The sequence below is a fragment of the Funiculus sociatus GB2-C1 genome (genome assembly GCF_039962115.1).
Classification (GTDB): Bacteria; Cyanobacteriota; Cyanobacteriia; order Cyanobacteriales; family FACHB-T130; genus Funiculus; species Funiculus sociatus.
Window position 1 is genome coordinate 1 of sequence record NZ_JAMPKJ010000022.1, and the last position, 19,545, is coordinate 19,545.

Genomic DNA, 19,545 nt, shown 5'->3' on the forward strand with positions numbered 1-19,545 from the left:
AACATATTAACCGGAGACTAAAAATTTTTAAGATTCTAGCTGACCGTTATAGAAATCGCAGGAAAAGATTTGGATTGAGATTTAATTTGATAGCTGGACTGCACAATTATGAACTCCGGCTCAGTTCAGCCAATGAGATAAGCAAGGGTTATGAATAACGGGTAGCAATCGCCTTTGTTCAGTCCCCATAGTACCCCAGCGATGACTTTTGCAAGAGGTCTAATGTCTTTCCAGGGCGAATCTTGGTCTGAGCGCGAAGCGGACATTGGCAGATGCTTGGATAAAAGTAGTTCAATGCCATCAAAATAATATTACACTCTAATTTTGAGTGTAGCGATCGCCCCTATTCTCCATCCTTTTATCGCACTAACTCTAGAGTTATAAAGCTTTCGGGCAATGGCTCGAAAGCATTCAGCCATTCGTTATGTTAATTTTTAACTCCTAACTTTTTAGTGTTGCCAACTTCTAAAGGTAGGAAAATTGTTAGCACTTCACCTTGTTGGGGTCTTTGCCGAACAATTAGTTTCCCTCCCAACGCTTGAAAAAGATTTTTCGTTACGTTGAGATTTAGGCTGAGACATCCAGTTTCTGGCTGGAACATTAACATTTGTCCAATAGACTTTAAAGTTGGCTGGTTTATATTCACCGCTGGCGAGTCGCCGTTTTCGTCAGGATATCTTTGAGATTGCGATTGAAGCTGTAACTTTAACTGATCGCCTGCGGGTGTCACTTCTACTTGAATGTGACCGCCCTCTGGAATGCGGCGGGTAAAGTTCTCAATCAAACCCGTTAGCACCTGGTCTAACATGGCTGGATTGCTAACTACACTTGGTAGCTTTTGGGGTAAAACGACATCTAAGGTTAAGTTGCGCCGACTTGCTTGTTCTTGCCAGCGGGGAATGCTGTTTTGGAACACTTGGGCGACAGACATAGCACTTAAGTGAACTTCGCGGCGCTTGACTGGTGCTGTTTCTACTTCCGCAGCCCGGAAAAATAGCTCCATGCGGTCAATTTGCTCAGTACACTCACGATCAATTTTTTCTAGACGCTTGATAATTTCTGGTGGTAAATCGCGGCGCTTCAATAAAAGTCGTGTCAGAGTGCGAATGGTAGTTAGAGGTGTCCGAACCTCGTGGGCAAAGGCTTGTAGTAATTCTATATCGCAAGAATTTTCAATTAATTGATTATTCAAGATTGAATATTCAGAATTATCTGGATTTTTAGCTTTTGCCTCTACTGGTTCAGCAGCATCACCTTTTGCCTCGTCTGGCAAATTTTTCAGCAGCAAGCGGCTAAACTGCGTGACGGTGCGATAATCGGGCGCTGTGGGTGGAAAGCGCTTGACTAAGGCTTCTAACTGACCGACGCGATCGAGGTTGGTTAATAATAAACGCGATCGCAAACTATACCATGCTTTCTCTACTACTTCCGGGTCAAAGGAATACATAAAGGCTTTTTGGTAGTTTACGTCTTCTCCTACTACCATCACCAAACTAAATTGAGAAGTTAAAACTACACAAAACTGTTCAGATGCCAACGGATCGGCTGAAATTAATGGCAGCTTAGGAAGGCATAAAGAGTCTTTTTCTGTGGCTTGTGCAGTTGCAGGAGGCAGTTGAAATGGCATTAAAGCCATAGGATTAAGTGATTCAACTGTAAAAATTCCTGTCTGGAAACGATTCATCACATCTGGATGGCTCAATACTGGCACAGGGCCAGCTAAAACCAATCCCAACGGCTCATCGGAACCTGTGGATTTGGCAGTTGAGAGATGCAACAACTCCTCCAAGGCTGCGATCGCTCCGCACCATTCCCTTTTAGCACGCATCTGCTTGAGTGCTTTCCGGCTGCTGGAGCGCTGTTGACCATCCAATTTTGCTGCTGTCTCTTGGGTAAAAGGCACCAGACTATCTGCCCCTGATGGTTCATGTTGGGCTAATACTTCACCGATGGTTGGCAATAACCACTTCTGCACAAAGCACCCCCTTAACGGCTATCACTGGCAGTGCGTTTAACTACTCTCTGATATGAGCCTACCTATACTTGGCATCTCTCGGTGGTCGTATAACCGTACTAAATAAAGGGCGATCGCCGCGCTCTGCCATAAAGATATCTCTTTCCTCTCGATTGATAGATAAAAGCTTACATCTGGGGACTGATGGAAAACCTAGAAAAAAAGGCGATAAATAAGAAAGAAAAGATGAATAAAGCTGATTTGGTATTGGTTCTAACTGTTTCTTTGTTCATTTGGGGAGGAAAAAATGACCGGCGACCAACGTAAGCGGGCTGTAGGCGTGTTTTCCAGTCCTCAAAGTGCGGAGTATGCGCTTAACGAGCTGAAAACTTCCGGTTTTTCCATGAGTCAGATTTCCATCGTGGCACGGGATAGAAACGGGCGCGATGAAATAGCCGGAGTTGATGTACGCGACAATGCTGGCAATCAAACTGGCAGTGGGGCAACGGCGGGTGCTTTAGCAGGCGGTGCAGTAGGCGGTTTTGTTGGCTTACTCGGAGCCTTAAGCGCATTAACGATTCCAGGAATTGGTCCAGTGGTAGCAGGAGGCGCTTTAGCCTCTATACTGGGTGACGCTCTCATTGGTGGTGCAGTTGGTGCCGCAACAGGTGGCATTGTCGGCGCACTGATGGGTTTAGGTATTCCGGAAGAACAAGCTCAAGTTTATAACCACCGCTTATCCCAAGGCGATTACTTAGTAATAGTAGAGGGTACACAAGCGGAAATTACCAAAGCTGAATCAATTCTAGGGAACCAGGGAATTCAACATTGGGGCATCTATGATGTTAGCGGCATGGTTCCAAGCTATCCGGTGGCATACTCAACCAGCTTCGATCCACTAGGTGTCACTGACCCAACTTATACGTTAGGACTAGATCCCTTAGCACTGAATCCCCTGAGTGCGGGATATACTGTACCTTACGCAGGCGATCCTAATGTCATTGATATGGATGCTATTCCCCATAAGCGTGCGGTGGGTATATTCTCCAGCCGTCGCGATGTGGAAGATGCGCTACATGAGTTGAAAAATTCTGGTTTTTTGATGGATAAAGTTTCTGTCGTTGCCAAAGATGCAGAACGGCACGATGAGATAGCTGGGGTTGAGGTAAGCGATCGCATTAAGGATAGCAATGCTGATGAAGGTGCAACAACCGGAGCGATCGCAGGCGGTGCTTTAGGCGGTTTAACCGGGTTGCTGATTGGGCTAGGTGCCTTAGCAATTCCTGGTGTCGGGCCTATCCTGTTTGCCGGAGCAGAAGCCACTGCTATAGCTACAACCATCGCTGGTGGTGGCATTGGTGCAGCCGCAGGCGGGCTGACTGGCGCACTAATTGGCTTAGGAATTCCGGAACAGGAAGCCAAAGTTTATCACGATCAATTATCTAGCGGTGATTATCTGGTTTTGGTAAACGGCACCGAAGAGGAGATCCAGCGTGCAGAATCTATTCTGAAAGCTAAAGGCATTCAGGAATGGGGTGTCTATAACCTACCAGAAAATAAAACTTCGGGCATCTCTTCTCCGAAGATGGTTGCGGAGCCTCAAGATCAGTCTAGCCAGGTAAGCGATCGCGTCACCATCATCGACAACCGGACATAAGTTTTCTAAGCTCACCATTCTTTCGGTAGCTTAGTAAATCTGACCCTATGTCAGATAGTTTCTGCTGAATCGATAGCAATCGAATTTAAACCATTACACTTTTCGAGCGGGATAAAACCATGAAAAAACTTACCACACTTCTACTCAGCGGCGTTTTGATTTTTAGTGCTGCTGCTTGTAACGATACAGCTAGCACTAATGCTGATGCTCCTGAAACTACCGCAACAACGGGTCAAACCCCCGCAGCCGATGCAGCTAAAGAGGGCCAACAAGACGCAACTAGCGACGTTCGCAAAGATCAACTCAATTCTGATATTCGGGCGGCGGAGCAGCGAAACAATGTTACCGGAGGCGACGCAGAAAGAACTGATGGGGATTTGCAAGGCGAGGTTCGCAGTAAATTGGAAGCTAACCTACCAGCTAGTTTTCTGACAGTTGCTGCTGAAGAGGGCATTGTCACTATCTCCGGAACCGTTCCTACCCAAGAACAATTCGCTAAAATTGAACCTTTGGCAAAAGAAATTAAAGGTGTCAAGAGCGTAACTAACAAAGCAACCGTTGCTCCCGCTAAACCAAAGGGTCAATAACGGGTTAATCAGTAGTGTTTTTTAAGCATTACGGTATCATCCACTACCAAAAGAAGTTGTTTTAAACGCAAAGGTACGCAAAGGATATCGCCAAGGGACGCAGAAGTTTTAATTTCTTCCTCTTCTTCCTTGGCGTTCTTTGCGTCTTTGCGGTTTATCCTTCCATCAAAGCTTTCACCAACCGCTGAAAGTGGACAGGTTCGTGATTAGCCATAACCGTCATCCGAATCCGACTCGTGGGAACAGTAGGAGGGCGAATAGCAGGAGCAAAAATTCCGGCATCTTTTAGTTTTTGTCCCATTTTCAAAGCTTCTGCGGCATTTTTTAATTGCAAGCAGAGGATAGAAGACTCTGAAGGCAATAATTTCAGGTTTGGTAATTGCAGCAGATTCTTAAGAATACCAACATTACGCCACAATCGGGCGCGGCGGAGCGGCTCTTGTTGAACAATTTTAACTGCTGCCAAAGCCGCAGCTGTATCCGCGGGCGAAAGACCAGTAGTATAAATCCAACTAGGGGCGCGATTCCGCAAAAAGTCAATCAAAGCAGCGTTCCCAGCTACATATCCGCCCAAACTGCCTAAAGCTTTGCTCAGGGTGCCGATTTGAATTAAAGTGCGATCGCTACAGCCAAAATGCTCCACACACCCAGCGCCCGTTTTTCCTAAAACTCCCGTGGCGTGAGCTTCATCTACCAGCAGCATACAGCTAAATTCTTCCGCTAAATCCAACAAATATGGGATTTGACATAAATCCCCATCCATGCTGAAGACGCTATCAGTAATAATCAAGCAGCGGCGATATTGTTGTCGGTGTTGATGTAGCTTGTTTTTTAAATCCGCAACATCGCAGTGCGGGTAGTCGATGACAGTGGCACCGCTAAGAATCGCCCCATTTTTGAGACTAGAGTGATTGTACTGGTCAGATAGAATTAAATCGCGACCGCCAACTAAAGCAGCGATCGCGCCTAAAGAAGCCAGATAACCAGAACTAAATACTATAGCGTCTTCGGTTTGTTTGAGGGATGCGATCGCGCTTTCGAGTTCTCGATGCAATTGGCGATGACCACTAATTAATCTAGAACCTGTCGCACCCGTACCAAATTCCTTTGTAGCGCCAACAGCAGCTTCAATTAAACGCTCATCTCCCGCCAAACCCAGATAATCATTACTAGCAAAATTGATAACTTCTCGTCCCTCCAACACCACCGTCGCACCAGGACGACTTTGGATAGTCTGAACTGAACGATACCAGTTAGCCTGATGAATCGTGGCGAGAGATGGTTCTATCCAAGCATAAGGGTCAGTAGGCATGAGAGCGATCGCGCTTTCCACATTTATTACAAATCTTCTGGCTCCACACCTAATTCTCGCAGCTGACGAACCAGACGTTCTGCGCGTGCTTGTGCCTGTTCTGCCCGTTGCCTTTCTTGTGTTTCAGCTTCTTGCGGAGTAGGAACCACTTCCCCTTCAGGCGTCAAGAACCTTAACTGTTGTCCCACAATGCCCAAAAACAACTGTAACTCCTCACTCCAGCGCCATCCCTGTTCCTGAAGAGGAATCTCTTCATAAGTACCGTAGTTGAGTTTGAACCCGGCAAACTCTAAACTGTAGGGGTCAAACCAAAAATACTCAGGTGTGCGAAAAACATCTTGATACAATTGCTTTTTCAAGCCTCGGTCGTTCTTAGCTGTCGTGTCCGAAAGAATTTCTAAAATAAAATTGGGATACTTGCCGTCTTCTTCCCAGACCGCCCAACTTTTACGCTCTCTGCGTTCTGTGTTGAGAACCACATAAAAGTCTGGCCCTCTAAAGTCTTGCGATCTAATTTGACGCAGGCTGAAATAAATACTCTGGTTAGCACCGACATGAAAATCATTTCGGTTTTGCCACAACCGCTCTAAGCAAATTAAGAGTAAAATTAGCTGTCTAAGATGGCGATCGCTCTCCAATGGCGGCTCCTCGCTCCAAAGGTCGCATGGCGGGATTGTCGGGATGTCGGATTGACCACTAAGTACCATATCAAACCTGCTTGGTGGCGAAAGGACATCTTTATTCTGTCAAATAGAATGCTCAGCAGAGCGATTTTTTCATATACCCGTAGCGTCATCACGAGAGCCACTGACCCGATGCCTCTCTTACAGTTTGCTTTGCATATAGCTTAACAACCAGTTCGCAGCCGTCGCTCTACGAGTCTGTCTTGGGCCAAATTCACCTACTTTATAACCTTTAAAACCCAGCTTTTCTTTTAAAAGCTGCTTGTTTTCTGGAGGAATGGAACGAGTCAGTTTTACTGTTGCCGGGCGACTTTCAATAAAATTAGGCGGCTGCGGATATTCATCCCGCCATTCTGGTGCAACACCGCTATTATCCCAATTTTGGGCAACATCGTAGCGATAACCCAAACAATGCCAAACCAAATGATTCACTGTGGAATCATCTATTTCCTCGTTCAGAATAGCCCAAATCGTTTCGGTGTTAAGCGGCGGCAAGTTAGACATAGCATTAACTACAAAGCCATTAGCAGTATAGATTGGGTTAAGCTAAAGCTCAACCTAATCTACAAAGTTACTAACTTTATGCCACTGATTCCAACTCGTTAGTAATTTCTTCTTGTTGGCGTTGAACTACTGGAATTTCAATAATAAACTCAGTTCCTTCTCCGGGTTGCGAGATACACTCAATTGACCCTTGGTGTTTTTCTACCACTATCTGATAACTGATTGATAAACCTAATCCGGTGCCTTTACCAACTGGTTTTGTGGTAAAAAATGGTTCAAATAATCTTGCTTTTACGTCTTCCGTCATCCCGTGTCCGTTATCAGCAATCCTGAGAAGGATAGTATCGCGCTGGCAAACTCCTGTAGAAATTGTTATCTTTTTAGGATAGCTGCAAACGTCACTGCTGATACTTTCTAATTCATCAATAGCGTTACCAATTAAATTCATAAGTACCTGATTTATTTGCCCCGAATAACATTCAATTAAAGGCAAATTCCCGTACTCTTTTACAATTTCAATTCCTTCGTTGTCACCATGCGCTTTCAGCCTGTTTTGCAAAATTAACAGAGTATTATCAATCCCTTCGTGAATATCCACAACCTGAATAAGTTCTTCATCAGTACGAGAAAAATTTCGCAAGCTACGTACAATCTGATGAATGCGCTTTGCTCCGACTTCCATTGAGTACATGACTTTTGGCAAGTCTTCTTTCAAAAATTCCAGGTCTATTTCGTCAATTTTCTCTTGCAGCACGACACTGGGTTTAGGATATTCTTCCTCATAAACCTTGAGCAGATCGAGCAAATTTTGGATATAGTCAGTTGCGTAATTGAGGTTACCGTAAATAAAACTGACAGGATTATTAATTTCGTGAGCTACACCCGCTACCAGACATCCCAAATTAGACATTTTTTCTTTTTCAACTAGCTGGGATTGAGCTTGTTGCAGTTCTTTCAAAGCTTGCTCTAATTTCTTTGCCTGACTAACTGCTTGGGTAGTAACGGCACAACTTTTTTCATATAATTGAGCTTGATAAATGTGAATTGCCAGTTGTTCAGTATCACTTTCTTTTTGATACTGGTTCACTACGGCATCCAAGGCTTCAACTAGGTTTTTTGAAGACTCGGTGAGAATGTAGCATAAATGGGGATTATCTGGTGTTAGTTCCTCACTGCTGCTTCGAGCGATCGCTCTAGCTTGGTCGATATATTGCCGTACCTGCTGATCTAAATTTAAAGGTGCCGCAAAGTACATAGATTGGACTGTTGGCGAAGGATGACCGGGTAATTTCAGATCGCGATCGCCTTCAATTAAACCTTTGTGTGACCTTTCCATCAAATCTAAATCGGCTAGCAACCCTGAGCGCAATTCTTTCTGCGCTTGCTTATCTTTTGTACATACCAGCCTTAAGGCGAACAGTGCAGTCCGTTGGGATAGCATACGTTGACGACCGCTAACATTGACAACCGCCGCATTAATTTCCCGCACTGTATTGATTTCGTCTAAGTGTAAATAAGTAGTCAAGACAGGTACCGACAATTTTCCTAAAATAAATAAGGTCTGACGATCTCTACCATTATAAAGTTTTTTTGTCATACTTCTTTAGGCTGTTTTTCTAGTGATGGAATGAAAAACTTTCGCGAATATACTTTTTGTATAGTCGCGTTAAATTCTGCTAGAAGTTCTGGCTCGCCTTTAAATATGCGGCTCGGATCTTTAGCTAATAGTTGATTGGCTGGTACTGAAAAACTATGAACTAAAGTGGTGTCAAGTTTCGTACATTTTTATACAGATTAAAAAAATTAGGTTGACCGAGAGTAGAGCTTTGCCCGTAAATTAGTAGGGATATGACAATGCCATATCCCTACTAATTCAACATCTATTAGGTTTTCCCAGGAATAAATCATCCTGTCTTATGAGCCATACCCTTTGGGCTTATCGATGCAACACTTGAATTATTGAAATTGCCTATAGGCAAGGCTTTCAAAATCCTTGCATCCTTGCATCCAAAATGGTACTAGGTGTCTCGCCCCACCCTACCAAACTAGCCTTTAGTATCAGCGCCTAAGCGGAAGAATACCTTGCTGCGTTGAACGCCAGCGTCAGTACCGTAGCTACTAAAGGTGAGGGAATTAAGCTGGTTAAACAAAGGTTTAGCAAACAGCTCCACCACCCTGACAATTGGCAACTGACGCTCTAAAATCGGCTGACTTGATACCCAGTTTAGATACAAGTAGCCATTATTAGGTTGAGGTAAAGAAGCGATATTTGTCTGGAAATTATCACTTTTTAGCAGAGAATTTTCCGGAGCTTTGAGGGCTTGATCCATCGCCTCAATGGAAGTGGTGAAAATCTCATATTTGCCTATGCTGGCGCGGACACCTTGAACTTTTGCCTCTAATCTTACAGAATTTTGCTCTTTACTTTCTTTGCTTGGGGGAACGGTTGTTAGTTTTGTCCAGGCAAAGATGGGATGATTTTCTAGGGTAAAAGAGCTAACGCTTAGTCCCTGCTGCTTGGCAACGTCGTCTAAATGGTTAATTCCCGCCTGAGCTGTGTTTTCTGCTGATTCGGCGACAAAAATCCAATCTGGACTGCGATCGCTCCGAGGCAGTATTCCCAAAGCATACTCACCTTGTACCCAGCTGAAGATATCTTGCTCCACATCAATGCCCCAACGAGTTTGTAGATCAGCTAAGGGTTGATTGATCAGTTGGGAGAGGGTATCGTCGCTCTTCTGTGTAGATGATAGTTCTCGCAATTGATCAAGATGGGTGCCAGCAGCAGCGATCGCTATTTGTTCTGGAAGATACTGCAATGCTCCGACTGCTTGAGATACTGTAGGAGCCATAGTTGTGTCTGACCCGGCAGTTCCTTGCAGAGCGGTTTGCGCCAGCAATCCTTGGCGGTTAATTTCGAGCGCGATCGCTAGAGTTTCATACTTCTGGGTAATCGATGACTCTGATTTGTTACCTAGCAACTTAGCCAATCTGGGGAGATTGATATAAGTTAGCCCAATCTTCGAGCCAGTAATGTTCTCCAAAGCCTTCTGATAGGCAGGATCTTCACTCAAACTCAGATCGGGGGCTTGAACATTGTTAATAGCTGCGCGCAGCACTTTGGGATTATTAGCAAAAAGCACAAAGCGATCGCCTACTACTGCACTAGCAACAGATTTTTCTTTTCCTTGCGTGTAAATCAGCTTTACACCTTTGTATTGTTCAAACTCCAAAGAAGCGCCTTCGCTAGATTGCTTCTGCCAGAACAAATCTACAAACTCGTTGCTGCGTTGCGGGTTTTTGCTAGTTGCAATCAGCAGCAGTCCCCGTTGTTCCCCATTTTGGCTTGTACGGTCAAAATCTAAGCTGGTGACGGAAAAAGTAATTTCATCTCCCAGCCAAGGCTGGATATCTTTCTGGTAATCGAGATCGGTGTTAGCCAGTAAACTTTGTTTAACTTGGTCTAGTTCGACACGCGATCGCCCACGGTTCCCCGAACGATCCACAGCCTGCCGAACCCCCTCCTCCAAGCGATCTGGATTCACCAGCAATGACACCATGACTGGTGCCTGTTTCGGCACAAACATCGCGGCAGATGGCGTCATCTGTCCGCCCGACATCATGGCGAGGGGACTTGGCGATCTTAACCAGTAAAAGCCACCAGCACCAATCAACAGCAGCACTAAAACGCCAGCTGCTAAAGCGTAAAAAAATGAGCGTTGCTTCATGGCGAAATTCAGACCTTGCGCGAGAGCGATTGAGCTTAGAACACTAATCCAGATGTCAGAGAATATTATGGCTGCCTGCCGTCCACCCAAACTATTAAAATCTTAGTTAATCTCGAAACGCAACATCATGTCAGCTCAATCTTATCCCCGACAGATTTCCCAGATTAGTGTAGAAGAACTCAAAAAGCGTCTGTGTGATGCCCATGAGGGTTTACAACTGGTGGATGTGCGAGAGCCTTCTGAAGTAGCGATCGCCAGCATTGAGGGGTTTGAAATCCTCCCTCTGTCGGAGTTTACCGAATGGTCTGATGAAATCCCCACCCGCTTCGATCCCGGCGCGGAGACGCTAGTAATGTGCCATCACGGTATCCGTTCGGCTCAGATGTGTCAGTGGTTACAAAGTCAAGGCTTTACCAATGTTAAAAATATTGCAGGTGGTATCGATGCTTACTCACTTCTGGTAGATTCCACAATTCCCCGGTATTAATTCCTTCTTTTAGAGGCGGTCGCCTCCCCCAAAAGCTAATAATCACCAAAATGGGGAAGCGATCGCTTCCCAGGCATAGCCCGGAGAACGAGAATAAATTGCCCCTACACCTGAACAACTAGAATCTTGTGTATATATTCTGGAGAAATGTGCCAGAGTAAGTCTTATCTTAGTTTTTCCACTGTTTGCTGCTACTACCACAATTTTACTGATCGGCAGGCAGAAGACAGCATCTGCTATTGTGATTTAACCTGTAATTAAACGGCTGCTCGCTTGTCAAGAACGCCGGGCTTACGATAAATCAATAATCGTAAGTCCCCGAATTTTCATTGTGTTTAAAACCTATTAGATTCGGCTTTTGTTTAAATGTCTAAACAAGTAAAATTAACTGATCGGCAACAACGTATTCTTTGGGCAACAGTTCGTCATTATATAGCGACGGCAGAGCCTGTAGGCTCAAAAGCATTGGTAGAAGAATATAATCTCAGCGTCAGCCCAGCAACTATTCGCAATGCGATGGGTGCTTTAGAAAAAGCTGGATTACTCTATCAACCCCATACTTCCGCTGGACGGGTTCCCTCTGACTCTGGCTATAGAATTTATGTTGACCAACTAATAAAGCCTTCTGAGGTATTGGGGAGACAGGTAGAGGAATTATTTACAAAAAATCTGAACTTAGAGGATGGGAGCTTCGAGGCTTTGCTACGAGGAGCAGCGCAAATTCTCACCACGCTCAGTGGTTATATTACCCTGATCACGATGCCTCAAAACCGTACTACTCACTTACGACATTTGCAGCTGGTGCAAGTTGAGCCAGGACGGGTGATGCTAATCGTGGTGACAGATGCTTATGAGACGACTAGCGTTTTGATGGAGTTACCGCCGCTGGCTTCAGAGGATACCGAACCCGATACAGAAATTGTAGAGCGGGAGTTGCAGATTTTATCGAACTTTTTGAATAGCCAGTTGCGAGGGCGATCGCTTGTTGAATTAGTTGCCCTAGACTGGAGTGAGTTAGGTCGGGAATTCCAAAGGTATGCGGATACTTTGCGAAGTTTAGTCTCTGACTTGATCCGTCGCACCACAAAACCCGCCTCAACCCAAATTATGATTCGCGGTGTTGCGGAGGTGTTACGTCAGCCAGAATTTTCTGAGTTGCAGCAAATCCAAATGTTAATGCACCTATTGGAAGAGGAACAAGACAAGCTTGGGCCTTTAATCTTTGAATTACCTACACCAGAGATTCAAGGAGTGACAAATCTGCCACAAGGTTCGCGAGTGACAGTAAGAATTGGTTCCGAAAATCCCTTAGAACCGATGCGTACTTGTACGCTAATTTCTGCAACCTACCGACAAGGTTCCGTTCCGGTAGGAAGTGTGGGAGTTTTGGGGCCAACTCGGATGGTATACGAAAATGCGATCGCGCTCGTTGAAGCCGCCGCCGATTATCTTTCCGATGCCCTTACTCAAACCGCTTAATCGATTTTGAATTTTGGATTGAGAGAGATTGGTGATTTCCAATTTACTCTCTTCCCCTCTTTCCTAACTATCTTTGCGGTTCATTTCTTTAAAATAAATGACTAGAAAAATAGGCTTTTGGTTGCTATGGGTAGGATTAGTTAGCTACGCCTTTGTATTAGCGCCTCCTAATCAACCAGACACGTTTGAACTGATTAAAAATCTGTCAACAGGTCAATGGACAGGCATCAACCCTTTGATTATTGCCCTATTTAATATCATGGGTGTCTGGCCTATGATTTACGGTTGCCTGTTATTTATAGACGGCAGAGGGCAAAACATACCAGCTTGGCCTTTTGCAACATTCTCCTTTGGAGTAGGAGCCTTTGCTTTATTACCTTATTTGGCAATGCGCGAACCGAATACACAATTTTCATGGCAAAAAAATCTATTTTTGAAAATACTTGATTCTCGCTGGCTCGGACTTATGCTAACAATTGGCAGCGTTATTTTGGCTAGTTACGGCTTACTAGGAGCAGATTGGGCAGATTATGTTCAACAGTTCCAGACGAGTCGTTTTATTCATGTTATGAGTCTGGATTTTTGTCTATTGTGCTTAATATTTCCTGCCCTACTAGGAGATGATATGGCACGGCGAGGAATCAACAATCCTGCACTTTTTTGGACTGTGGCGCTGATTCCGCTTTTTGGCCCTTTGGCATATCTTTGCCTGCGCCCGCCCTTACCAGAATCTACTGCCGAGGTGGTATCGAAACAGCAGCCTGTCTCAAACGTAAGTAGGTAGGTATAAAAAGCCCTATTGAGAAATCCTGTTTCTTCGGTTTGGGAAATTGTAGATTAACTTGACCAAAGACAGACGTAACCGATTTTGTCTCTGCTTTAAAGTTAGTTAACAAACAAGCGTGGAATTATCGGTCAAGCTCGTGGGTAGAAAAATAGCATTATGGTTGTTATGGGGTGGCTTTATCCCCTATGTCTTGCTGCTGGCCCCTCCAATTACGGCGGACACATTCAGGCTAATTAAAAACATATTGACTCTTCAGTGGGCAGAAGTTAACCCAATTATCCTCTCCATATTTTCCCTCATCGGCATCTGGATACTAATCTACGGTTGCCTTTTATTTATCGATGGCAGGATGCAAAAGATTAGTTTTTGGCCCTTTGCTTTGGGCGCAGCGGGGACAGGAGTAATTAGTCTAATCCCTTATTTAGCTTTGCGGGAACCGAATCAAGAATTTTCCGGGCAAAAGGATGCCTTCCTGAAAGTTTTTGATTCTCGCTGGACGGGCATAATCCTCAATTTAAGTACGCTTATCTTACTGGCATTCGGCTTGCTGGCAGGTGATTGGGGAGACTTTATTCAGCAGTTTCTAAGCGATCGCTTTGTCAATGGTATGAGTTTGGCTTTTTGCCTGTTCTGCCTGCTGTTTCCAACCGTTCTCGGCGATGACATGGCGCGTCGAAGTTTCCAAAATCCCCAAATTTTTTGGGCAGTGTCGCTGGTTCCGTTGCTTGGCCCACTTGCCTATCTGTGCCTTCGTCCACCTTTGCCAGAAAGCAATGCTGAAGCGGCATAGACAGGGAGCATCCCGTTGAGTGCAAATATAAGCCCACAGGCTTTGTTTGTTTAGCCGCGACTTTAGCCGTCGGACATTTCTTAAGAGAGACGCAAGCGATCGCGTCTCTCTTTTAAAGTTAATCTACACCGCAGCGTCAAATCATCTGTCAAAATTATGGCCAGAAAAGTTGTATTGTTCCTAATCTGGGTGACATTTGTTGCCTATACCATTTGGTTGGCTCCTCTAGATCAACCAGACACACTGCCACTGGTTAAAAACCTGTTAACATTTCAGTTGGAAGAAGTTAACCCCATTCTAACGAGCATATTTTGGCTAATGGGTGTTTGGCCCATGATTTACGCCTGCCTGATGTTTGCTGATGGCAAAATGCAAAATTTTCGTGTTTGGCCTTATTTTATTGGGTCGAATGGAATAGGAGTAATTTGCCTCATACCCTATTTAATCTTGCGGAAATCAAATCAAGATTTTGATAGTAGAAAAGATTATTTACTGAAAATTTTAGATTCTCGTTTAACAGGAATTTTTCTAGTTTTAAGTACGATTGGCTTACTTTCCTACGCCATAGTAGCAGGAGATTGGGCAGATTATATTCAACAGTTCCAAACCCGTACCTTTGTTCACCTGATCAGCTTAGATTTTTGCCTGATGTGCCTAACCTTTCCTTTGACATCCTTATTTGATGATGATATGGCACGTCGAGGTTTGAAAGATTCCCGAATTTTTTGGGCTGTAGCGTTGGTGCCACTTTTCGGACCTTTAACTTATCTTTGCCTGCGTCCATTGTTACCAGAAAACAGTAGGGTGGAATTGCCTGGGGTCACAAAGAAGGCATCGCCTATTAGCCATTTAAAGCCTCTAGCTTGAAACAAGATAAATTCTTTATAGTAGTCCTAAATGACTTGTGAAGGCGAGATACCCGACTTCTCTAAGAAGTCGGGTATCTGAAGGGCTGGCACCTTACAACTCAAATATGATTGCTATAATTTATCTTTCTCAGTATCCTATACGCCTCGAAAAGAGACTTTTACATAGACACTTATCTAAATGCAAATAATCAACCGTTACCAGTTTTAGAACGCCATATATTAAACCTTTTCAACCTTCGTATTCGCTATCAATTTCTATATCCAGCGTGTCTTCATCAACTCGCACATACAAAATATTTGGGCGACAGCAGACTTGACAATCTTCTATGTAAGACTGTTGTCCACCCGCACTAAGGTCAATAAAAGTAACATTTGGTTCGCCGCAAAAGGCGCAGTAAAACTCAGATGTATTTTGCATTTACTTTAATCCCCGCCAGCACAAAGTCCGGCAGGGAAATCTCCTAAAATCCAGCTATCACTTGATCGCTACTTGCATTTTGTAGCTGGCGTTACCTCTAGTTCCGCCAACAACAATCTTATAATCTCCCGTCGCAGGCAATACACCACGCCAGCTAGTTGCCTCTTGCCTAATAATCCGCCCATTGGGAGCTACAACATCAAAAACAGCGTTTTTCTCCAAGGAGGTGATGCTGAGTGTCATTGTCTGGCGTGCCTTAGCACTAAGTAGATAGGTATCTCTAGTACCTCGCACTACCGCATACTCTACAAGCGCTGAACTTTTACCAGGTGCAAACCGGATGCGTTGTGTGCGACCCCGTGCTTGCGCGATCGCAAAGCTAGGTTCAACTGATGCACTACGGGTAGAGGCGAAGGTTGTGGTTATAGCCTCTACAGAGGGTGTCAAGCATAAAAATGCCCCTACACCTACTAAAGCCAGTTTTGAGACAATACCATTAAATTCGGGTTTCATGGATGCCATGCGATCGCTTACTTTTCGAGGGTAAAATATTTTCTCAGTTTCTCGAAAGTTTTCCCGCAATCGCATCGGTGGTATTGCGGTTTTTACTTACTCGATTAGCTTAGCTTAACGCCGGAAGCCTCACGCCATATTTGTACTCAAATTGGCGTGAGATGGATAGGTGGTTAATCTCCGGGGTTCAACACCCCGGAGATTGACAGTCTTCTGATGAGTTCTCGCAACACATCATTTTGTGTGCGCTTCGTCAACTTGCAATACTGTATGAAATGCTCGTGTTCTCGCTCTGATGGTCTAAGAGTTATTTTCGCCATGCCGCCATATTGCCGTCAATTACGGTATAACTATGGCATGAGAACTGCTTACCAGTACAAACTACGTCCAACCAAACAGCAGGCAGCAGAGATTGATAGATGGCTATCGATGCTCTGTAGCCAGTACAACTATTTGTTGGCGGATAGGTTTAATTGGTACGAGCAAAATTGCTCTCCTGTGAACGCTTGCCCCCTTGTGTGCCACTTGCCGGAGCTTCGCGACAAGCCTGATTATTTTTCACAGAAGCGGGCATTACCGCAGCTCAAAAAAACGCATCCTTGGTACTCTGAAATTTATTCCAGTGTTCTCCAGGATGTCGTTAAGCGAGTCAAAATAACGTTTGACCGATTCCTTAAGGGTGACAGCAACGGTAAACGTAGCGGCAAGCCAAGGTTTAAACCTCGTGATCGTTACCGCACGTTTACTTATCCTGAGATAAAGCAAAATTGCTTACAAGTAACAGGAAAAAAGAGTTCAATTCTCCTGCCAAAGCTCGGAACAATCAAGGTCGTCTTGCATCGCCCTATCCTTGACGGATTCAAAATCAAAACGGCATCTGTCACAAAAAAGGCTGATGGTTATTACTTAACGCTATCCCTTGAAGATCCAACAGTTCCAGAAATCAAGCCAGATTTCAATCCAAATAAAATAATTGGGATTGATGTTGGCTTAAAGGAATTCCTCACAACTTCCGAGGGTGAAGCTGTTGCCATTCCTCAGCATTACCGGAAAACTCAAAAACGTTTGCGAGTCATCCAGAAGCGGGTATCGCGCCGTAAAAAAGGCAGTAACCATAGACAAAAAGCAGTTAAACAGCTAGGGCGTCAACACAAGAAGGTTGCGGACAAGCGCAAAGACTTTCACTTCAAGACAGCCAATCGGCTGCTATCAAAACATGATGTAGTTGCTCACGAAGATTTAAATGTAAAAGGTTTGGCTCGTACCCGACTGGCTAAATCTGTGTTAGATGCTGGGTGGTCAAGCTTTCTGTCGATACTAGCAACTAAAGCCGAAAATGCTGGGTTGCTAGTTGTGCCAGTCAGTGCCCATAACACATCACAGAATTGCTCCAATTGTGGCGAGAAAGTTCCGAAAAAGCTGCACGTTCGTTGGCATGACTGCCCTGATTGTGGGTGCAGTCTTGACCGTGACCACAATGCAGCTATCAACATCAAAAATAGGGCTGAGGGTCATCCAGTCCTTAAAGCGCAACGCCTCCTAAGCAATAGCCGGATTGGTTGCGAAGCCAGCGCTCATTTTAATAAAGATAGGGCGCATGGAGATGTCACTTCTGGGGAATTAACTATAAACAACCGAAAACAGATAGAGCGGTAGGGCATTCCGTTCTTAAAGCGCAACGCCTCCTAAGCAATAGCCGGATTGGTTGCGAAGCCTACACCATATCTGTACTCAGGTTGGTGTAGGAGGTGTCACGTTACTCCGTGCGATCGCGGTGGCCATTGGGCTGTAACTTAGATTAAGCAGGCATCAAACTCTGTGCTGTGGCTAGGTGCTTCTGCAAGGTTTCCACTGGTAGTGGCCCAGCTAAGTGACTCCAGGGCAAAACTTGCTCTAGCGACCAGTTGGCGTGGACGTAGTAATCTAGTTCAGGCACCTGTCCTCGCAGTTCTTTGAAAGCACGGCGGTAACTGCCTAGAGAATCACCGTAATGCCGCGTCAGTTCCAATAGATAAGATAAACGTCTGTCTCCTCTGGATATTAGCGCTTGCATTACCGACCAGTTATAACTTTCCGGTCGAAAGTTAATACCCTCGCGTCGCAATTCCTTGTCTAACTTTTTGAGGCGTTTTTCGGCTTCTCGATTTACGCCAAACCACTGAAACGGCGTGTGTGCTTTGGGTACAAAGGTACTGCATCCCAATGTTAAGCGTAAACCGGGAGCAGCTCGTTTTAGAGATCGCATCATCGCCACTGTTGCGTCCAAATCCTCTGGTTCTTCCCCAGGAATTCCCGCCATCCCGTAAAGTTTCAGTCCAGTTAATCCACCAGCTTTGGCATTTATCGCCGCTTGCACGATTTCATCGTTATGCAGCTTTTTGTTGATAATCTGGCGCAAACGTTCCGAACCACTTTCTATAGCAATAGTAAGCGATCGCGTATCTCTTTTCGCCAAAGTTTCCGCCAACTGAACCGTCACTGTATTTGTCCGCACCGACGCAATACTTAGACGTACATCGTCATACTTTGGCTGACTCAAATATTCCAGCAGAGTTTGAAATTCTGGGTGTTGTGTAACAGAAGCACCTAACAATCCTAACCGATTTGTCACCGCCAACCCGCGCTCAATTGCCGGAATCAGCGAATCTTCTAAACTAGCCGTGCGAAAAGGTAAAGTGAGGTAACTTGCCAGACAGAAACGGCACATCTCCGGACAACTGCGTACCACTTCCACCATGTAGATATTTTCCCACGCCGCCTTTTCTGTTACTACGGTTGAAGCAGACAAAGTATTACCTCGATAAGTCTGCTTTTCTACCCGACTGGGAATTGCCTCATCTACTGGCTGAATCGACTTTATTAAACCATCTGCATTGTGATATTCCACCACATACAAACTGGGAACATAAATTCCCGGAACTTGCGCCAAACGCTTCAACTGAGTTTGTCTATCAGCTTGTCGGACTTCCTTGTAAGCTTCAATGAAATTTGGCAGGAGATTTTCCCCATCTCCTAGCAATATCACATCAAAAAAGTCAGCAAAAGGTTCAGGATTAGCAGTTAATACTGGGCCTCCACCAAATACTAGGGGATGATTATCAGAACGGGCAGCAGCGCGACTGGGAATTTCTAACGATTCCAGTAAATTGAGGATATTTACATAATCCAGTTCCCAAGAAACAGAAAAACCTACTAATTCTGGATTTCTCGGTAGTTGTTCCTGGGTATCCGTAAACAGGCGACTCACCTGCACATCGCAGCGCATTGCCAAAGTCGCCCACACCACCTGATAGCCCAGGCTAGTGATGCCAACGCTATACTCATTTGGGAAGCCAAATATTGTAGGTATGGCATCGTTGTCAGGCGTTGCAGGTGTAAATAAAAGACGTTCAGCAGCAAATACTCCGGTCATCACAGGCAAATTAAGCGTCAGAATAACATTTCATCTATATCTAATTTTAAACCATAGAATTATAAGATTAAAAATTAAGGTTAATGAGTTGGCAATAATTATTGGTAAAGCTTGAATAAAAATTCCGTACACCAGCCACAGGAAAACGCCACTACAGAAAATAATCAGCATTTCCAAAGAAACATCTTTGGCTGATTTCGAGCGCCATATTTTAAAAAGTTGTGGCAAGAATGCAATGGTAGTCAATGTAGCTGCGAACAAGCCCAAAATTGTAATAAAGTCCATTTAGATTCTGTAATTGACAATTATATTTTTAGCGTCTAGGTACCGCTCGCTAAATTGATTGGCGCGAAAGGAGATTATAA

The 19,545-nt window shown here is 44.6% G+C and carries 18 protein-coding genes and 1 pseudogene; 9 read left to right on the forward strand and 10 right to left on the reverse strand.

Going from position 1 to position 19,545, the window contains the following annotated elements:
* Positions 1-158: pseudogene (locus tag NDI42_RS12420) on the forward strand (IS5/IS1182 family transposase); the annotation flags it as partial.
* Positions 159-427: 269 nt separating this feature from the next.
* On the opposite strand, the gene NDI42_RS12425 reads toward NDI42_RS12420, so the two are convergent.
* Entirely contained in the window at positions 428-1,975 is a 1,548-nt protein-coding gene (locus NDI42_RS12425) for a sensor histidine kinase (RefSeq protein ID WP_190456353.1), read from the reverse strand.
* Positions 1,976-2,261: 286 nt separating this feature from the next.
* Here NDI42_RS12425 and NDI42_RS12430 point away from each other — a divergent pair, with 286 nt between their 5' ends.
* Positions 2,262-3,611 carry a general stress protein gene (locus NDI42_RS12430; RefSeq protein ID WP_190456355.1) on the forward strand — a complete coding sequence of 450 codons (1,350 nt, stop codon included), beginning with the start codon at positions 2,262-2,264 and terminating at the stop codon, positions 3,609-3,611.
* 119 nt (positions 3,612-3,730) lie between these two features.
* Entirely contained in the window at positions 3,731-4,198 is a 468-nt protein-coding gene (locus NDI42_RS12435; protein WP_190456357.1) for a BON domain-containing protein, read from the forward strand.
* 154 nt (positions 4,199-4,352) lie between these two features.
* Here NDI42_RS12435 and bioF read toward each other — a convergent pair whose 3' ends face one another.
* The 5 genes from bioF to NDI42_RS12460 all read right to left on the reverse strand — a co-directional run bounded on the left by bioF (position 4,353) and on the right by NDI42_RS12460 (position 10,425).
* Positions 4,353-5,510, reverse strand: a complete 1,158-nt coding sequence (gene bioF / locus NDI42_RS12440) for an 8-amino-7-oxononanoate synthase (protein WP_190456359.1) — start codon at positions 5,508-5,510, stop codon at positions 4,353-4,355.
* Positions 5,511-5,536: 26 nt separating this feature from the next.
* Entirely contained in the window at positions 5,537-6,217 is a 681-nt protein-coding gene (locus NDI42_RS12445) for a Uma2 family endonuclease (protein WP_190456361.1), read from the reverse strand.
* Positions 6,218-6,334: 117 nt separating this feature from the next.
* Positions 6,335-6,697 (reverse strand): DUF1823 family protein, encoded by a 363-nt coding sequence (locus NDI42_RS12450; RefSeq protein WP_190428296.1) that lies wholly within the window; start codon positions 6,695-6,697, stop codon positions 6,335-6,337.
* A 76-nt stretch (positions 6,698-6,773) separates the two neighbouring features.
* Complete coding sequence (locus NDI42_RS12455) at positions 6,774-8,294, reverse strand: ATP-binding protein (RefSeq protein WP_190456363.1); 1,521 nt, start codon at positions 8,292-8,294, stop codon at positions 6,774-6,776.
* A gap of 448 nt (positions 8,295-8,742) precedes the next feature.
* On the reverse strand, positions 8,743-10,425 hold the full coding sequence (locus NDI42_RS12460) for a DUF3352 domain-containing protein (RefSeq protein WP_190456365.1): 1,683 nt from the start codon (positions 10,423-10,425) through the stop codon (positions 8,743-8,745).
* A 127-nt stretch (positions 10,426-10,552) separates the two neighbouring features.
* Here NDI42_RS12460 and NDI42_RS12465 point away from each other — a divergent pair, with 127 nt between their 5' ends.
* From NDI42_RS12465 to NDI42_RS12485, 5 genes are all read left to right on the forward strand, one after another.
* A complete protein-coding gene (locus NDI42_RS12465) occupies positions 10,553-10,912 on the forward strand; it encodes a rhodanese-like domain-containing protein (RefSeq protein ID WP_190456367.1) in 360 nt (119 codons plus the stop codon).
* 366 nt (positions 10,913-11,278) lie between these two features.
* Complete coding sequence (gene hrcA / locus NDI42_RS12470) at positions 11,279-12,391, forward strand: heat-inducible transcriptional repressor HrcA (RefSeq protein ID WP_190456369.1); 1,113 nt, start codon at positions 11,279-11,281, stop codon at positions 12,389-12,391.
* 97 nt (positions 12,392-12,488) lie between these two features.
* A complete protein-coding gene (locus NDI42_RS12475; protein WP_190456371.1) occupies positions 12,489-13,175 on the forward strand; it encodes a DUF2834 domain-containing protein in 687 nt (228 codons plus the stop codon).
* Between the two features lie 139 nt (positions 13,176-13,314).
* Positions 13,315-13,968, forward strand: a complete 654-nt coding sequence (locus NDI42_RS12480; RefSeq protein WP_190456474.1) for a hypothetical protein — start codon at positions 13,315-13,317, stop codon at positions 13,966-13,968.
* A 156-nt stretch (positions 13,969-14,124) separates the two neighbouring features.
* On the forward strand, positions 14,125-14,835 hold the full coding sequence (locus NDI42_RS12485) for a DUF2834 domain-containing protein (protein ID WP_190456373.1): 711 nt from the start codon (positions 14,125-14,127) through the stop codon (positions 14,833-14,835).
* 231 nt (positions 14,836-15,066) lie between these two features.
* Here the strand turns inward: NDI42_RS12485 and NDI42_RS12490 are convergent, their stop codons facing one another.
* Positions 15,067-15,255, reverse strand: a complete 189-nt coding sequence (locus tag NDI42_RS12490) for a CPXCG motif-containing cysteine-rich protein (RefSeq protein ID WP_190456375.1) — start codon at positions 15,253-15,255, stop codon at positions 15,067-15,069.
* A gap of 57 nt (positions 15,256-15,312) precedes the next feature.
* Positions 15,313-15,843, reverse strand: coding sequence for a hypothetical protein (locus NDI42_RS12495; protein ID WP_190456377.1), 531 nt, complete (start codon positions 15,841-15,843; stop codon positions 15,313-15,315).
* A gap of 282 nt (positions 15,844-16,125) precedes the next feature.
* Here NDI42_RS12495 and NDI42_RS12500 point away from each other — a divergent pair, with 282 nt between their 5' ends.
* Positions 16,126-17,424, forward strand: a complete 1,299-nt coding sequence (locus NDI42_RS12500; protein ID WP_348231406.1) for an RNA-guided endonuclease InsQ/TnpB family protein — start codon at positions 16,126-16,128, stop codon at positions 17,422-17,424.
* 142 nt (positions 17,425-17,566) lie between these two features.
* On the opposite strand, the gene NDI42_RS12505 is transcribed toward NDI42_RS12500, so the two are convergent.
* Together NDI42_RS12505 and NDI42_RS12510 are read right to left on the reverse strand one after the other, a co-directional pair.
* Complete coding sequence (locus NDI42_RS12505; protein WP_199311218.1) at positions 17,567-19,180, reverse strand: B12-binding domain-containing radical SAM protein; 1,614 nt, start codon at positions 19,178-19,180, stop codon at positions 17,567-17,569.
* Positions 19,181-19,210: 30 nt separating this feature from the next.
* Positions 19,211-19,465 carry a SemiSWEET transporter gene (locus NDI42_RS12510; protein WP_190456380.1) on the reverse strand — a complete coding sequence of 85 codons (255 nt, stop codon included), beginning with the start codon at positions 19,463-19,465 and terminating at the stop codon, positions 19,211-19,213.
* Positions 19,466-19,545 lie beyond the last annotated feature (80 nt).

What these genes read in the sequence shown, in the direction of transcription:
- NDI42_RS12510 (WP_190456380.1), bottom strand. Translation starts at nt 19,465, where the DNA reads ATGGACTTTATTACAATTTTGGGCTTGTTCGCAGCTACATTGACTACC.
- NDI42_RS12445 (WP_190456361.1), bottom strand. Translation starts at nt 6,217, where the DNA reads ATGGTACTTAGTGGTCAATCCGACATCCCGACAATCCCGCCATGCGAC.
- NDI42_RS12435 (WP_190456357.1), top strand. Translation starts at nt 3,731, where the DNA reads ATGAAAAAACTTACCACACTTCTACTCAGCGGCGTTTTGATTTTTAGT.
- NDI42_RS12455 (WP_190456363.1), bottom strand. Translation starts at nt 8,294, where the DNA reads ATGACAAAAAAACTTTATAATGGTAGAGATCGTCAGACCTTATTTATT.
- NDI42_RS12490 (WP_190456375.1), bottom strand. Translation starts at nt 15,255, where the DNA reads ATGCAAAATACATCTGAGTTTTACTGCGCCTTTTGCGGCGAACCAAAT.
- NDI42_RS12430 (WP_190456355.1), top strand. Translation starts at nt 2,262, where the DNA reads ATGACCGGCGACCAACGTAAGCGGGCTGTAGGCGTGTTTTCCAGTCCT.
- NDI42_RS12485 (WP_190456373.1), top strand. Translation starts at nt 14,125, where the DNA reads ATGGCCAGAAAAGTTGTATTGTTCCTAATCTGGGTGACATTTGTTGCC.
- NDI42_RS12450 (WP_190428296.1), bottom strand. Translation starts at nt 6,697, where the DNA reads ATGTCTAACTTGCCGCCGCTTAACACCGAAACGATTTGGGCTATTCTG.
- NDI42_RS12505 (WP_199311218.1), bottom strand. Translation starts at nt 19,180, where the DNA reads ATGACCGGAGTATTTGCTGCTGAACGTCTTTTATTTACACCTGCAACG.
- NDI42_RS12500 (WP_348231406.1), top strand. Translation starts at nt 16,126, where the DNA reads ATGAGAACTGCTTACCAGTACAAACTACGTCCAACCAAACAGCAGGCA.
- NDI42_RS12495 (WP_190456377.1), bottom strand. Translation starts at nt 15,843, where the DNA reads ATGCGATTGCGGGAAAACTTTCGAGAAACTGAGAAAATATTTTACCCT.
- NDI42_RS12460 (WP_190456365.1), bottom strand. Translation starts at nt 10,425, where the DNA reads ATGAAGCAACGCTCATTTTTTTACGCTTTAGCAGCTGGCGTTTTAGTG.
- bioF (WP_190456359.1), bottom strand. Translation starts at nt 5,510, where the DNA reads ATGCCTACTGACCCTTATGCTTGGATAGAACCATCTCTCGCCACGATT.
- hrcA (WP_190456369.1), top strand. Translation starts at nt 11,279, where the DNA reads ATGTCTAAACAAGTAAAATTAACTGATCGGCAACAACGTATTCTTTGG.
- NDI42_RS12465 (WP_190456367.1), top strand. Translation starts at nt 10,553, where the DNA reads ATGTCAGCTCAATCTTATCCCCGACAGATTTCCCAGATTAGTGTAGAA.
- NDI42_RS12475 (WP_190456371.1), top strand. Translation starts at nt 12,489, where the DNA reads ATGACTAGAAAAATAGGCTTTTGGTTGCTATGGGTAGGATTAGTTAGC.